The organism is Paenibacillus sp. P32E, assembly GCF_001909085.1.
In the GTDB taxonomy this organism is placed as follows: Bacteria; Bacillota; Bacilli; order Paenibacillales; family Paenibacillaceae; genus Paenibacillus_AQ; species Paenibacillus_AQ helianthi.
The window spans coordinates 87604-101414 of sequence record NZ_LVYY01000076.1; the positions used below are offsets into that span (position 1 = coordinate 87604).

The 13811-nt window shown below is 50.1% G+C and carries 14 protein-coding genes; 11 read left to right on the forward strand and 3 right to left on the reverse strand.

Features of this window, described 5'->3' with window-relative positions; translation table 11 throughout:
* Positions 1 to 24 precede the first annotated feature (24 nt).
* Positions 25 to 537 (forward strand): shikimate kinase, encoded by a 513-nt coding sequence (locus A3848_RS29235; protein WP_074088551.1) that lies wholly within the window; start codon positions 25 to 27, stop codon positions 535 to 537.
* Positions 538 to 562: 25 nt separating this feature from the next.
* Here A3848_RS29235 and A3848_RS29240 read toward each other — a convergent pair whose 3' ends face one another.
* Positions 563 to 871, reverse strand: a complete 309-nt coding sequence (locus A3848_RS29240; RefSeq protein WP_074088552.1) for a rhodanese-like domain-containing protein — start codon at positions 869 to 871, stop codon at positions 563 to 565.
* A gap of 114 nt (positions 872 to 985) precedes the next feature.
* Between A3848_RS29240 and aroA the strand changes: the two genes are divergently transcribed.
* The 7 genes from aroA to A3848_RS29275 all read left to right on the forward strand — a co-directional run bounded on the left by aroA (position 986) and on the right by A3848_RS29275 (position 9645).
* On the forward strand, positions 986 to 2278 hold the full coding sequence (gene aroA / locus A3848_RS29245) for a 3-phosphoshikimate 1-carboxyvinyltransferase (protein WP_074088553.1): 1293 nt from the start codon (positions 986 to 988) through the stop codon (positions 2276 to 2278).
* A 28-nt stretch (positions 2279 to 2306) separates the two neighbouring features.
* Positions 2307 to 2858, forward strand: coding sequence for a GNAT family N-acetyltransferase (locus A3848_RS29250; RefSeq protein WP_074088554.1), 552 nt, complete (start codon positions 2307 to 2309; stop codon positions 2856 to 2858).
* 130 nt (positions 2859 to 2988) lie between these two features.
* Positions 2989 to 3423, forward strand: a complete 435-nt coding sequence (locus A3848_RS29255) for a CoA-binding protein (RefSeq protein ID WP_074088555.1) — start codon at positions 2989 to 2991, stop codon at positions 3421 to 3423.
* Between the two features lie 412 nt (positions 3424 to 3835).
* Entirely contained in the window at positions 3836 to 5722 is a 1887-nt protein-coding gene (locus A3848_RS29260; RefSeq protein ID WP_074088556.1) for a glucose PTS transporter subunit IIA, read from the forward strand.
* A complete protein-coding gene (ptsP, locus tag A3848_RS29265; protein ID WP_074088557.1) occupies positions 5719 to 7485 on the forward strand; it encodes a phosphoenolpyruvate--protein phosphotransferase in 1767 nt (588 codons plus the stop codon). Before A3848_RS29260 ends, ptsP begins: the two co-directional genes overlap by 4 nt.
* Before the next feature lie 209 nt (positions 7486 to 7694).
* Positions 7695 to 8234: a sigma-70 family RNA polymerase sigma factor gene (locus A3848_RS29270; RefSeq protein ID WP_074088558.1), complete on the forward strand. Its 540-nt coding sequence runs from the start codon at positions 7695 to 7697 to the stop codon at positions 8232 to 8234.
* Complete coding sequence (locus A3848_RS29275) at positions 8221 to 9645, forward strand: DUF4179 domain-containing protein (protein ID WP_074088559.1); 1425 nt, start codon at positions 8221 to 8223, stop codon at positions 9643 to 9645. The genes A3848_RS29270 and A3848_RS29275 overlap by 14 nt, the downstream gene beginning before the upstream one ends.
* Positions 9646 to 9703: 58 nt before the next feature.
* On the opposite strand, the gene A3848_RS29280 is transcribed toward A3848_RS29275, so the two are convergent.
* Positions 9704 to 10228 carry a type 1 glutamine amidotransferase domain-containing protein gene (locus A3848_RS29280; protein WP_074088560.1) on the reverse strand — a complete coding sequence of 175 codons (525 nt, stop codon included), beginning with the start codon at positions 10226 to 10228 and terminating at the stop codon, positions 9704 to 9706.
* Positions 10229 to 10480: 252 nt separating this feature from the next.
* On the opposite strand from A3848_RS29280, the gene A3848_RS29285 reads away from it, so the two are divergent.
* The 3 genes from A3848_RS29285 (at position 10481) to A3848_RS29295 (ending at position 13034) form a co-directional block, all read left to right on the forward strand.
* Positions 10481 to 10915: a hypothetical protein gene (locus A3848_RS29285; RefSeq protein WP_074088684.1), complete on the forward strand. Its 435-nt coding sequence runs from the start codon at positions 10481 to 10483 to the stop codon at positions 10913 to 10915.
* 319 nt (positions 10916 to 11234) lie between these two features.
* Positions 11235 to 12245: a catabolite control protein A gene (gene ccpA, locus A3848_RS29290; RefSeq protein WP_074088561.1), complete on the forward strand. Its 1011-nt coding sequence runs from the start codon at positions 11235 to 11237 to the stop codon at positions 12243 to 12245.
* 93 nt (positions 12246 to 12338) lie between these two features.
* Complete coding sequence (locus tag A3848_RS29295) at positions 12339 to 13034, forward strand: 5'-methylthioadenosine/adenosylhomocysteine nucleosidase (protein WP_074088562.1); 696 nt, start codon at positions 12339 to 12341, stop codon at positions 13032 to 13034.
* A 30-nt stretch (positions 13035 to 13064) separates the two neighbouring features.
* Here A3848_RS29295 and A3848_RS29300 read toward each other — a convergent pair whose 3' ends face one another.
* Complete coding sequence (locus A3848_RS29300; RefSeq protein WP_074088563.1) at positions 13065 to 13697, reverse strand: GNAT family N-acetyltransferase; 633 nt, start codon at positions 13695 to 13697, stop codon at positions 13065 to 13067.
* Between the last annotated feature and the right edge of the window lie 114 nt (positions 13698 to 13811).

The window sequence follows — 13811 nt, forward strand, 5'->3', positions numbered from 1 at the left end:
AAATGTCGCGGTTGGAGGGTCGTTATGAATTACGCCAATAAAAATATCATTCTGGTCGGGATGATGGCCACGGGGAAGTCGACGGTGGGCGCACTGCTGGCTGAGGAGCTGGGCTATGAACTGATTGACCTGGATCATGTGATCATACAGAATGAAGGACGGAGTATTGCCGAACTCTTCGCTGAAGGCGGGGAGGAATATTTCCGCAAGATCGAATCGGCTGTGCTGAAGGAAATGCTGGAAGGGGAAAGCCGTATTATCTCCACAGGCGGCGGCGCCGTGCTGGCTCCGGGGAATGCGGAAATCATGCTGCAAAAAGGACTTGTAGTCGCGCTGACAGCTACTGAGGAAGAGATTATCGCCCGCGTCAGCGGAGATGAGAACAGGCCGCTGCTCGCCGGCAATGCACAGGAACGGGTACGTGCGATTCTGGAACAGCGCAGGGATGCTTACCGTTTCGCACATTGCACGGTCGATACAACGAAGCGGAGTGTGGCAGAAGTGTCGGAGTATATTTTAATGCACTACCGCGGTTGAGCTTTTAAGCGTATGTGTGATAGACTTAGGCATCCGCAGTTTCATTCCAGTCAATCATTCCGCCGCTGAGGTTGGATGTCTTGAAGCCGAACTGCTGCAAGTATTCGCAGACACGCTGACTGCGCGCGCCAGAGCGGCAAATGAAGATGAGCTCCGCTTCCTTAGGCAGCTCGTCCGTATGCTGCGGAATCTCACCCATAGGAATGTGCTGTGCTCCGGGAATCATCCCGAAAGCGACTTCGTCGTCTTCACGGACGTCTATCAGTACAAGGTCTTCACCTGACTCCAGACGCTGCCGCAATTGTCCTGCTGTGATTTGGGGAATCTCATTCATGGTTGTGACCTCTTTTCATTAGAAGAATGCCTTCATGATAACACAATTGCGGATTACCCTGTCAAACCGAGCAATACATAATATATATTCTATACAATAAGGAGAGCTTAGATCATGGATGTTATTGTTAGGCCTACACCCACCCTGCAAGGGGAATTTGGAGCCCTGTCTTCCAAAAATTACACTACACGCTACCTGCTGGTCGCCGCATTATCGGAAGGAGTCAGCACAATCTATCACCCGGCACACAGCGAAGACAGTGATGCGATCCGCAGATGCATTGCCGATCTGGGAGCTGTGCTTACGGAGGATGAGGAGAAAATCGTCATTCAGGGCTTTGGCCGTCATCCCCGCGATGTGAAAGAACTGAACGTGGGCAATGCCGGTGCGGTGCTGCGGTTTTTGATGGCTGTGGCTGCCCTCAGTCCTGAGGTCACCTTTGTGAATACGTATCCCGATTCCTTGGGCAAACGGCCGCATGACGATCTGATTACTGCGCTTGGTCAGCTAGGTGTAGAGGTAGAACATAATAACGGCAGATTACCGATCACGATTCGCGGTGGCAAATCGGCGGGTGGACGGATCACAGTATCAGGTGCGGTCAGCTCGCAGTATTTAAGCGCCTTGCTGTTCCTGACTCCGCTGCTTGAAGAAGACAGCGAAATTATTGTGCTGGATGACTTGAAGTCTAAAGTGGTAGTAGGACAGACGCTGGAGGTTCTGGAACAGGCAGGGATTGTCGTTCACGCTGCTGAGGACTATATGTCATTTAAGGTGCCGGGCGGCCAGGCCTATGAAGCCAAATCCTATACAGTACAGGGGGATTACCCTGGATCGGCAGCTGTCCTTGCAGCGGCGGCAGTCACGAAATCGGATGTGAAAATCCACCGGCTTGCCGAACAGAGCAAGCAAGGGGAGAGAGCGATTGTTGATGTACTGCGCATGATGGAAGTACCGCTTACCCATGAGAATGGTACGGTGCATGTACAGGGCAACGGTATTCTAAAGGCTGTGGAATTCGATGGTGATGCGGCAACGGATGCGGTCCTCGCGATGGTGGCAGCTGCCGTTTTTGCTGAAGGAACCTCACGTTTCTATAATGTAGAGAATTTGAGATACAAGGAATGCGACCGCATTACTGACTATCTGGCTGAACTTACCCGGGCCGGAGCAAGTGTAGAGGAGCGGCGGGATGAGATCATTGTCCACGGTAAGCCGGAGGGCGTTGAGGGCGGTGTGACAATCAATGCACACTATGATCACCGGGTGATCATGGCGCTGACCGTAGTTGGCCTCCGCGCCCGCCAGCCCCTGCGGATCAAAGATGCTCACCATGTTGCCAAATCATATCCGCAGTACTTCGACCATCTGCGGTCGCTTGGAGCAAATGTGGAGTGGGTAGAATAGAGATAATTGAACAGAGGTGTTCATAACTATGACTGAAGTTAGTCAATTAAGCATAAATTCGCTTACTCAGGATAATATACAGTCGGTACTTCAGCTTTTTAAAGCTTCGATCTCGGATGCCTTTGAACAAGAAGGACTGGGACATTTGCAAGAAGATATTCAACATGAAGTTGAAAAAAAGAAATTAATGGCTGAAGCTTCTCTGGACTCCAAACATTCAGATCCCTATTTCCTCGTTGCCCAACTAGACGGGGCTGTCGTCGGCACGATTTCATTTGCACCCTGTGGTGAGGATATTCAATCATGTACCGGACATCAGCTTGATGATGTTGGCGAGCTCGGGAGTTTATACATTTTGCCAAGGTATCAGGGGCAAGGTGTAGGTTCAGCCCTGATTAAGGAATTGATGGCGTATCTGCGCAAACAAGGACTGGATCAGTTTTGCCTCGACAGCGGCTACACACGAGCACAGACAAGATGGCTGCAGAAATTTGGAGAACCCTATATAACGGTTAAGGATTATTGGGGCCCCGATTCTGTTCACATGGTTTGGTTGTGCAAAGTAAGCGATTTTAGCTGAAACTGATAATTTGGATCTTTTTGCGCTGCGCTGTATGATGGAATAGTAAATGACTACGTGCCGGGTGGAAGAAGCATCCATGTAGCTTAGGCTATTACAACGGCACGATAAACAGAAAGGGGAAATAGACATGAGCTTTGAGAACCCAAGCCGGGAGCAGATTGGAGAAATCCTTGCTGCCGCGGGCAATATAGCTGTAGTCGGGCTCTCCGACAAAACAGACCGCACCTCTTATATGGTGGCAGGTGCCATGCAGAGCCGGGGCTATCGCATAATCCCGGTCAATCCATCGGTGGATGGTGAGATTCTGGGCGAGAAATGCTATCATACACTGGCGGAAATCCCTGAGCCTGTGGACATTGTCAATGTGTTTCGCCGCAGTGAATACTGCGCGGACGTAGCCCGGGAAGCCGCTGGCATTGGCGCGCGTGTCCTCTGGCTTCAGCAGGGCATTGTCAGCCAGGAGGCTGCCGACATCGCAGCTGAGCACGATATGATTGCGATCATGGACCGCTGCATTAAGGTCGAGGAAGCGATCACGATGAAAGGCCGCAGCCGGTTGTAAGTGCTTAAGGTGAAGCCAATCTGCGGGACCTCTGAACCTAAGGGTTCTTCCTTCCTCACGGTTGCGCTGGGTTCGGCAAATGTGAATCCGCTGCATCATTTTCACCGGAACCGTCGTTTTTTCAGGCGGTATTGTTATACTTAATGAAGACGAGGAACGTCCTTTGCTCCATTTCACTTTGGAGCGGGACGTTCTTTTTTATTTTTTCCGGGGAAGGAGTCAACGAAGGGGTATAATATTCTCAGAATCAAACCGCTTTTCATCACTCTGATTAATCAAGTACATTAGGTGAACCGGCACCAGTCTTCCACATGAAATTCCTCACTTTTCCGGTAACTTTGCGCTCAGAATCTTTTGACAAAAGCTGCTGTAGCGCTTACCATTCAATATAGAATGAAAGGAGAGGGTCACCTTGAATTGGCTCGGATCTTTGCAGCAGTTGGGCAGAGCCATTATGCTTCCTACCATGGTGCTTCCGGCGGCGGCTATTCTGCTGAGTCTGGGCAGCTTGCCGTGGTCTGCATGGGGACTTTCTTCGGTATCCGAAGTGACTACTTACGCGGGGCAGGGGATATTTTATTTCATGCCTTATTTGTTTGCTGTCGGTGTGGCGTGGGGGTTGTCCAATCAGGCCGGACCGGCGGGGATGGCGGCACTCGCGGGGATGTTCACTTATGACCGGATTGTTTCCAACATGGGAGACGGGGCTGTACAGCCTGCAACACTAATCGGAATTATCCTCGGAATTGTTGCCGGTGTGGCGCATAACCGGTTCAAAAATATCAAGCTGCCGGAGGCGATCCAGTTTTTTGGAGGATCGCGTTTTGTTTTGCTGTTCATGGGACTATTCTCCGCGCTGTTCGCCTGGGTGATGCTTGGACTGTCACCGGTGCTGCAGCATGGCCTGGATATTATGTTCCGGGATATTCAGATGACCGGCGGATACGGAGTCTTCGTCTACGGGGTTCTGTACAGGGTGCTTACGGCATTTGGACTGCATCATATTTTGAATAATCTGTTCTGGTTTCAGCTGGGAACCTATGCTACACCTGACGGCAGCGCGGTCGTGCAGGGGGATTTGCCGCGTTTTTTTGCCGGAGATCCTACAGCGGGTATATTTATGGCCGGTCTGTTTCCGATTATGATGTTCGCGCTGCCGGCAATTGCGTTTGCCATTATTCAGGAAGCGCGTGAGGATTTGAAGCCCAAAATCAAGAAGACGTTTTTGCGCGCCGCTTTGGTCTGCTTTTTGACCGGAGTATCGGAGCAGATCGAGTTTGCTTTCTTGTTTGCTTCTCCTTATTTGTTCGCACTTCATGTGGTCATGTCCGGCCTGGCGATGGTGCTGACCTATGCGCTCGGCATTCATCACGGCTTCTCCTATTCTGCAGGGGCCATTGATTTCTTCCTTAATCTGCATTTGTCACAGCGAGCCTGGCTGCTCATTCCGATTGGGATCGGCTACGGCATTGTCTACTATAATGTGTTCCGCTGGGCAATCCGGCGCTTTCAGATTCCGACTCCGGGACGTGAGGAAGGCTCGGAGCTTGGCGACTGGGCGGGTAACATTCCTTACCAGGCACCATTGATCCTTGAAGCGCTGGGCGGGAAGGAAAACATCGTTCAGGTGCAAGCCTGTATCACAAGGCTAAGATTAACGGTACACAATGACAGAAATGTAGATACGGGGGCGCTGAAGGGCCTGGGTTCGGCAGGTATTATCAAGCTGGGCGGCGGAAATGTTCAGGTCGTATTCGGGACCTATTCGGAGCTGATCCGTGAAGAGATCAACAAGCTTCTGCTCCGTGATCTGCCTCAAGTGCTGTTCAGTTCGCCGATTCAGGGCCGGATGATGCCGATTGAAGAGGTGCCTGACCATATTTTTGCCGCGAAGCTGGTTGGAGACGGGGTGGCCTTTTTCCCGGAAAAGGGAGAGCTCGTCTCGCCGGTCTTCGGCAAAGTCATGCACGTATACCCAACCATGCATGCAGTAGGCATTTCTACACCAGAGGGGCTGGAGGTGCTTATGCATATAGGGATCGATACTTCACAGCTAAAAGGGCCGTTTGAGGCGCTCGTGAAGGAAGGGGACAGTGTGGAGCCAGGGCAGCTGCTGGTCAAATTTGACCTGACCTTTTTACGTGACCATGCAGCCTCATTAGCTACCCCGATGGTCATCACCAACCCGGACCGTGTAAAATCCTGGAGCTATGCTCCATTTAAAAATGTTAAAAAAGGACAGTCTTCTGTGATGTCCGTAGTTTTACATGAAAGCAATGTTGGAGGGATTGAAGCATGATACAAGGCATAGGCGCCGCAGCAGGTGTAGCCATCGGGAAGGCCTTTGTCTTGCCGAACTGGGAATGGAGCCTGCCGGACACACAGGTGAACCCTGTAGATCTGGCGAAGGAATTTGAACGTCTATACGAAGGCATCCGTACCTCTAAGGATGAGATTGAGTTTATCAAAAGAGAATTCCGTGAGGTTGTCGGGCCGGAGGAATCCAGCATTTTCGACGCCCATCTGGCGATTCTGGATGATCCGGTATTCATGAGTGAAATCCGCGGTATTATCGAGCGTCAGTACAAGGCGGCCGAAGTGGCAGTCAAGGAAGCAATTGACCACTTTGTCGCCATGTTTGATCTGCTGGACGATGAATATATGAAGGAACGGGCGGTCGATATCAAGGATGTCGGCAACCGTCTGCTGAAGCATCTCCTGGGAGCGCCGGAGGTCACACTGCCATCAGATACGCAGCCTTATATTCTGGTGGCCAAGGAGCTCTCACCTTCTCAGCTGGCCCATTTGAATCCTACCTATGTGCTTGGCATCGTAACCATGATGGGGGGGAAAACCTCACATTCGTCCATTATGGCCCGGGCCCTCGGTATTCCGCTGGTAGCAGGGCTGGAGAACAAGATCCTGACTCCGATTCAGACCGGCGATATGCTGGTCATGGACGGTGAAGCCGGAGTCGTTCAGCTCTACCCGGATGAACAGACCGTGGAGGATTATGCATCCAGACGTGCGAAGCAGCAGCGCAAAAAAGAGCAGCTGGAACTGCTCGCTACCGTGGAGGCCGTGACCAAAGATGGCGTTCCGCTGCGATTGGCCGGCAATATCAGCTCCGTGAAGGAGCTGGATATGGCGCTCAAATACGGGGCGCAGGGTGTCGGACTGTTCCGGACCGAATTTTTGTATATGGACCGTACTTCTTTCCCGACGGAAGAGGAGCAGTTCGAAGTCTATAAGCTGGTTGCGGAAAAAGTAGGAAGCGAAACGGTGGTCATCCGCACACTGGATATTGGGGGAGACAAGCATCTGGATTATTTCCAGCTTCCCGAGGAGCAGAATCCATTTCTTGGCTACCGGGCAATCCGCATCAGTCTGGACCGTAAGGACATGTTCAAAACCCAGATAACAGCTATACTGCGGGCCAGTCATTACGGGAATATGAAAATGATGTTCCCGATGATTTCTTCCATTGAGGAAGTACAGGCTGCCAAAGCAGTCTTGAACGAGGTCAAGGAAGAACTCGATCAACTTGGCGTTCCGTATAACCGCAACATGCCTGTAGGCATTATGATTGAGGTTCCGGCAGCGGTGATGATTGCAGATCTTCTGGCAGAAGAGGTTGACTTCTTCAGTATCGGCACGAACGATCTGGTGCAGTATGTATTGGCGGTAGATCGGATGAATGAACAGATTGCCCATATGTATCATCCATACCATCCTGCAGTACTACGGATGATCCGGATGACCGTGGAAGCAGCGCAGAGTGTGGGCATCGAAATTAGTGTATGCGGTGAAATGGCAGCAGATGAACGGTCTTTGCCACTTTGGCTGGAGCTGGGAATCAGCAACCTCAGCATGTCGCCTCAAGCGTTGCTGAAGGTGAAGCACCGCGCCTTGAACACGCTGGCTTCTGAAGCCAGAGAAACGGCCAAGTTCTGTTTCAAGCACCGGACCAGCACACAGACAGAGGAGCTGCTGACAGCCTTTGCTGGACGGAGCGGGGTTCCGCTTGGGACAGGTGCCGACTCGAAAGAAAAAACCTCTTGAGTATTCAAGGGAACCCATAGTGACAGTGAGCAGAATCCGGCGGGTCCGCCGGATTTTTTGCAAGTATTAGCCCCGGTATTGAAGCCAGCGCCCCACTTTGTGGGGTTATTTTTGCTGTGCTTTCAAAAAAAGTAAAACCGTTTCCCTGCTAATGTAGTCAGTATATATAGAAATTCTAATAAAGAGCAGAGAGGGTGAGAAGTCAGAGCATGGAGAATCTTTTGGAGGGGGAGCGGGTGCTTGCTGTGGAAGAGGAGGAACAGCAGTTTATCCGCCAGGTCGCGGAGCAGAGGAAAATCCTCTACGGGATCGCCTACAGTTACTTGAGAAATGAACCAGATGCACTTGAAGTACTGCAGGAAAGTACATACCGGGCCTGGATCAGACGCAACAGCCTCAAGGACCCCGGGCGGTTTGCCCCCTGGTTGACCCGCATCCTGATCAATTGTTGCAAGGATGAGCTGAAGCGCAGGAAACGGCTTACCCCGGTTGAACCTGTAAACCCCGGCGGCAGGATTATGGAAATGACCAGTGACCGCAAGCTGGATATGGAGCAGGCGCTGGACGGCGTGAAGCTGAAATACCGCCAGGTGCTGGTGCTGAAATATTACCAGGATATGACTGTATCCGAAATAGCCGAGGTGCTGAACCGGCCGGAAGGAACCATCAAGACCTGGCTGAACAAAGGATTGAAGCAGCTGCGTGATAAGTTAAAACGGAAGGGGGCATGGGAGCATGATTCAGAATGAGGAAAAGCTGCTGAAGGATTATTTTGACGAGCTGTCTCTGGAGGCAGCGGAGGTACCCGAGGTTAAGCTGCTTACGGCTATCCGCAGCGGGGTCCATGGTTCAAGAGGCGGGCGGATTCCGGGCAGAAGGGGTTACTTCCTGGGCGGATTAGCTGTGCTGGCCATTGTACTGATGTTTGCGGTTCCGTGGATTGGCGGGCGTGAGGGGCTGCCTAACAGTACTATTCAAAGTCAGCTTGGCTCCGTGCACGACTGGGGGGAGTTTGAGGTATTCCGTACGGCTGTCGGGAGTAATCTTACGGTGTCATCAGCCCTTGATGCAGGCTTGGTGCAGCGGGTTAACGGGACTTCAGCGGAACGGAGCGGATACAGACTGACTGTAGACGGCATCGCAGCCGACCAGAAGGGGATTATCATTCTCTACTCTCTGCAGAACCATACACTGGAGAAGACGCGAAAGTTTAGAATATCCATGGTCAACGAAGAGGATGCAATGGTAGATCGGTATGGGCCCAGGAGTGCGCAAAATTCGAAGCCGGGTATCACGCGCGGATATCAGCACATTTTGTGGGACGAAGAATATACGGAATTGCCGGATCAATTGTTCGTAAAAGCGGGACTCTATGACGAGAACGAACGGGATGTAGCGCGCTTCACAACAGAAGACTATGCAGCAGAACTGTCCGTGCCGGTAGCTCTGAATCAAGAAGCTCTAGCCAAAGCCGGACAAACCCTCAAAATAGATCAAAATATGATTCTTGCAGGCCAGAACATTAAAATAAACAGCGTGTATATTGCGGCATCCGGCATTTATGTGGAAGCAGAATATGATGAGCGGAACTCCAAAGAAATCTTCGGATTGATCTCGCCCCAGCTAATGCTGGGCAGGAGCAATGACCTTACGGAGTTACATACAAAACGCTCGATTTCCCAAGACAGGATTCGAACGCTCGTTTTTGACAACGTTAATACCTCCAAGGAGCCGCTGGAGTTGAGAATCAATGGAATCCAGGCTCTGGACAAAAATGCAATGGAGCTTGTGATTGATACGGATAAGAAGCAGGTAATCAAAGGGCCGGATGAACGAATAAAGGTTTCTGTTAATACCGATGCTTCGGGTAAGCGGACCATGCTGCTGGAAGTCTATCCGTCTAAGCAAAGAGTCAGGGCAATTGACGATGTAAACATGATTTTGGACGAGGACTTTACAGATGGCTCGGGGACTCAGCATACCACAAGGTTTGAAGACATCAGTGTGCCTATGCGCAAGGAGAGCACTCTTCAGGGAGCCATTCCTGTTTTGTATTATTACAATATAGGTAATGAAGCGCTGCCAGAGCCTCTAACATTCAAGATTAACAGCTACCCCAATCCGATAAAAGAACAAGTTTCCCTCTCTATCCGCAAATAGCCGCATAAGCATAATAAGAGCCCTGACCTTCTAGCTGAAGGTGCAGGGCTTATTGATTTTATTCTCCCGCCAGCGCATCGCAAAAGGCTTTGCCGTAAGGCGGAAGATCCGGTGGGCGGCGGGCCGAGATGATATGTCCGTCAGTGACGACAGCCTCATCTTTCCAGATCGCCCCGGCATTTTCCATATCATCACGGATGCCGGGAGTAGATGTAACTGTCACACCGTCCAGTATTTTCGCAGAGATCAGCACCCAGCCGGCATGGCAGATTTGGCCGATTGGCTTCTTGGCGGCGTTGAAATCCTGCACCAGCTTCAGCACTGCGCTATATCGGCGGATTTTATCGGGAGCCCAGCCGCCCGGCACCAGAATGCCGTCATAATCGGTGGCGTGCAGTTCATCCCAGGAATATTCGGCTTTGGCGGGTACGCCATATTTTCCAACGTAAGTTTTGTCTTTTTCCAGTCCGGCCAGATGCACTTCGGCACCTTCCTCCCTGACACGGTACACCGGGTACCACAGCTCTAAATCTTCGAACTCATCGTCAACGAGTGCTATGACCTTTTTTCCGGTTAGTCTCATGCTTTGCAGCTCCCTTCATCAATCTTGACTTCAGTTCATTCTAGCAAATTTGAAATATGAAGTCATCCCGGGCGTAGGAATACTTTGCTTAATTGCCAAATAAATCATTTTTTGCAAATCGGAAGGGATTAAGGGGAAGCAGGTCGAATATAGCAATTGAACAGGAGAGTTTTCGTTTTTTTTCTTAAAGATAGCCGTTCAGGGAATCTTATTACTAAGTCTGAGGTGTGGGAGATGCATAAGGAACAATTAATGAAGAAACCGTGTGACTGCGGCGGTATCAAGACCATACATATGCATACGCTGATCTATAGTGCAAAGATAAAAATAACACATGTTCCAGTCTACACCTGTACAGAATGCGGCCGTTACGAGCCTCTACCATTTATCAAAAGCGATCTGGGCAAGCTGATCCACGAACTCGGGGAATCACCGCCTAAGCGACATATTTCGTTTGCGGACAAGAATGAATGGGCAAGTGTACTTAAAGAAACTTTTGCTGCTGGATTGTTCGCGGGTGGTATGTCCGAGGTAGAGGACGCGATCCGGAGCGGCATACAGGGACGCATAGACTTACTGCTGGATGTCTACCGGGTGGCAGCGGATCTTCTTGATCGTAAGTGGATGGACGAAACTGGAAAAAGAATATCTCAATTGACAGTTCAATCGGCAGAAAGAGCAAAATAAATGCAGAATAAAGCGGATTCTGAAATTTTTTCTGCAAAATCAATGAAAATCTTTCACGAATGTTGGATTTTTCACGCGCTTTTTGATACGATAGAATCATATCAGACAAACCTATGAATGCGACAAGTTCATTAGAAGCAATCATTCGGAGAAAATGATGCAACAGCAGGCCTTTATTCCGTATAGCGATAGCGTTCTCGGCCTTTTGAAAGAAATTTTGAAAGGAAAATGAAGCGTTATCATTGCACAATTGTACAAAGTGTCGTATCATAATTTTAATTAGTCGAACGATAAAATTTATCGCAATGGAGAGAGTAATTTGACGGTAACCATTTACGATGTAGCTCGAGAAGCAGGCGTATCTATGGCTACGGTATCACGGGTTGTGAACAATAACCCGAACGTGAAACCGCAGACCCGGAAGAAAGTTTTTGAAGCGATTGAGCGTTTGGGCTATCGTCCAAATGCCGTGGCGAGAGGTCTCGCCAGCAAGAAAACGACAACCGTTGGGGTTGTTATCCCCGATATCTCGAACTCGATTTTTGCAGAAATTGCGCGTGGGATCGAAGATATTGCCAACATGTATCATTACAACATTATTTTGTGTAACGCGGATAAACGCAAAGAGAAGGAAATTCGTGTTATCAATACGCTTTTGGAGAAGCAAGTGGACGGTCTGCTCTTCATGGGCGGGACGGTAACTGAAGAGCACATTCAAGCGTTCCAGACGTCTGCTGTGCCAATCGTGCTTTGCGCTACACGTGATGAGAAGGGAACCTATCCTTCAGTTGACATCGACCATGAGACGGCGGCATTTGATGCTGTGAACACACTGATCCGTCATGGTCACCGCGAAATTGCGATGATCAGCGGTACACTGCAGGACCCTGCCAACGGCTATGCCCGTTTTCAAGGTTATAAGAAAGCACTGGAAGCGGCAGGCATTGAGTATCAGGAGGACCTGGTCCGCATCGGGAACTATCGTTACGAATCCGGTGTCGAAGCCATGAAGTATTTCCTGGGGCTTAAGAAGAAGCCGACGGCTATATTTGCTGCAACCGATGAGATGGCGATTGGAGCAATCCACAGTATTCAGGATGAAGGTCTTAAGGTTCCAGATGACTTTTCAATTATCAGTGTTGATAACATCCGCATGGCATCCATGGTTCGTCCATTGCTGACCACAGTAGCACAGCCAATGTACGATCTGGGTGCTGTAGCAATGAGACTGCTGACGAAGCTAATGAAGAAGGAAACTGTTGAGAACCCGAGGGTTATTTTGCCGCATGAGACGATTCTCCGTTTGTCTGTCAATCATGTGAACAAGTAAGCATTCGAATAGGTTTGAATATCAGTGCGTAGAAAGCTCCTTTTGGGGCTTTTTATGTTTTATATCGTTGATTTTGACCGTAGGAGGATACATATGAACGAAGTCATTGGATTAATTGGAGCGATGGACGAGGAGATTAAACTGCTGCTCGACAGCATGGATGACAAAGTGAGCACTCTTAAGGCGGGTATTGTTTATTATACTGGTACAATCTCCGGCAAACAGATCGTTCTCTGTAAATCGGGGGTCGGCAAAGTGAATGCTGCGGTAACGACACAAATTCTGATCGATACCTTTGGCGTGGCACGTGTGTTGTTCACAGGTGTTGCGGGAGCGGTACATCCGGATCTGGGCATTGGGGATATTGTGATCTCAACGGACTGCATTCAGCATGATATGGACGTTACCGCTCTTGGCTACCCGCGGGGGGTGATCCCCTATCAGGCGGTATCCTCTTTCCCCGCAGACCCTGCTCTTGTTCAGTTGGCAGAAGAGGCCTGTATGAGTCTGAAGCAAAAGTGGATTACGGGAATAGTGTTGTCAGGGGATCAATTTATTGCCAGCGCAGCCGTTGTGGCTGGGCTCCGTGAGCATTTCAACGGGGCATGCGCGGAAATGGAAGGGGCCGCCGTTGCACAGGTTTGCTTCATGAACGATATTCCTTTTGTGATTATCCGCTCCATGTCTGATAAAGCAGATGGTTCGGCACATGCGAATTATCACGAGTTTACGGTAACCGCCGCCGAATGCTCCCATGCTATCCTTGAATATATGCTGAAGGCGATGTAAAACATTCCTTCCGGAGATGGATCTGCCGCGTTAGTACATGAAACGCTGCCTGAACCGCACCCGGTCAAAGGTTTCCTGCGAAGACATCGGCACTTCACGGCCGATACGGACCATGAGGCAATTGGCAGGGTGGGAGCAGATCTCCGGATCATCTGTGGCATACCACACCATGTCCACGGTTTGCATAAGCTTCTCCATCATCTGGCGGTAAGCCCATACATCAAGTCCACTGCCTTTAAGATCCCAATGCCAGTAATATTCGGTTGTAAATACGATGCAATTCTCCAACTGTTCCTGCTCAAAAGCGCTGGTAATCAGCAGCTTTGCAAGCCCCATCCCCCGATATCCATCCGCTACTTCAATAGCACCCAGCTCTATAAGATCTACCATACCGCCCTGGGACCACAGCTCCAGTTCATCAGGATAGTGAAAAGTAACATATCCTGCGATCAAGTTGCCTGCAACAGCAGCTATTACACGGCCCTCAGGCAATCCAGCAATCTCTATAAGCGCTTCCAACTGTTCCTGCGGTTTACGGAAGGCATCCAGATCAGGATGCATCTGCAGGCCTTTCAGCGTGTCTGGAGATAGAGGTCCACTAACGGTAAGTATACTATCTTGCTGATGAAGGATATGGGATACAGGAATTTTGCGGTGCTCCATGGCCAGGCTCCCTTCAGTCACTATAATCTAGAATGTAACCGCTTCCTGTGATATACTAGGTCCGACATAAAATATTCACAATTGATCCATTGACAGCATTGCTTAAGAGAAGAG

Coding starts and splice junctions, on each gene's coding strand:
- A3848_RS29235 (WP_074088551.1), top strand. CDS start 25: ATGAATTACGCCAATAAAAATATCATTCTGGTCGGGATGATGGCCACG.
- A3848_RS29240 (WP_074088552.1), bottom strand. CDS start 871: ATGAATGAGATTCCCCAAATCACAGCAGGACAATTGCGGCAGCGTCTG.
- aroA (WP_074088553.1), top strand. CDS start 986: ATGGATGTTATTGTTAGGCCTACACCCACCCTGCAAGGGGAATTTGGA.
- A3848_RS29250 (WP_074088554.1), top strand. CDS start 2,307: ATGACTGAAGTTAGTCAATTAAGCATAAATTCGCTTACTCAGGATAAT.
- A3848_RS29255 (WP_074088555.1), top strand. CDS start 2,989: ATGAGCTTTGAGAACCCAAGCCGGGAGCAGATTGGAGAAATCCTTGCT.
- ptsP (WP_074088557.1), top strand. CDS start 5,719: ATGATACAAGGCATAGGCGCCGCAGCAGGTGTAGCCATCGGGAAGGCC.
- A3848_RS29270 (WP_074088558.1), top strand. CDS start 7,695: ATGGAGAATCTTTTGGAGGGGGAGCGGGTGCTTGCTGTGGAAGAGGAG.
- A3848_RS29275 (WP_074088559.1), top strand. CDS start 8,221: ATGATTCAGAATGAGGAAAAGCTGCTGAAGGATTATTTTGACGAGCTG.
- A3848_RS29280 (WP_074088560.1), bottom strand. CDS start 10,228: ATGAGACTAACCGGAAAAAAGGTCATAGCACTCGTTGACGATGAGTTC.
- A3848_RS29285 (WP_074088684.1), top strand. CDS start 10,481: ATGAAGAAACCGTGTGACTGCGGCGGTATCAAGACCATACATATGCAT.
- A3848_RS29295 (WP_074088562.1), top strand. CDS start 12,339: ATGAACGAAGTCATTGGATTAATTGGAGCGATGGACGAGGAGATTAAA.
- A3848_RS29300 (WP_074088563.1), bottom strand. CDS start 13,697: ATGGAGCACCGCAAAATTCCTGTATCCCATATCCTTCATCAGCAAGAT.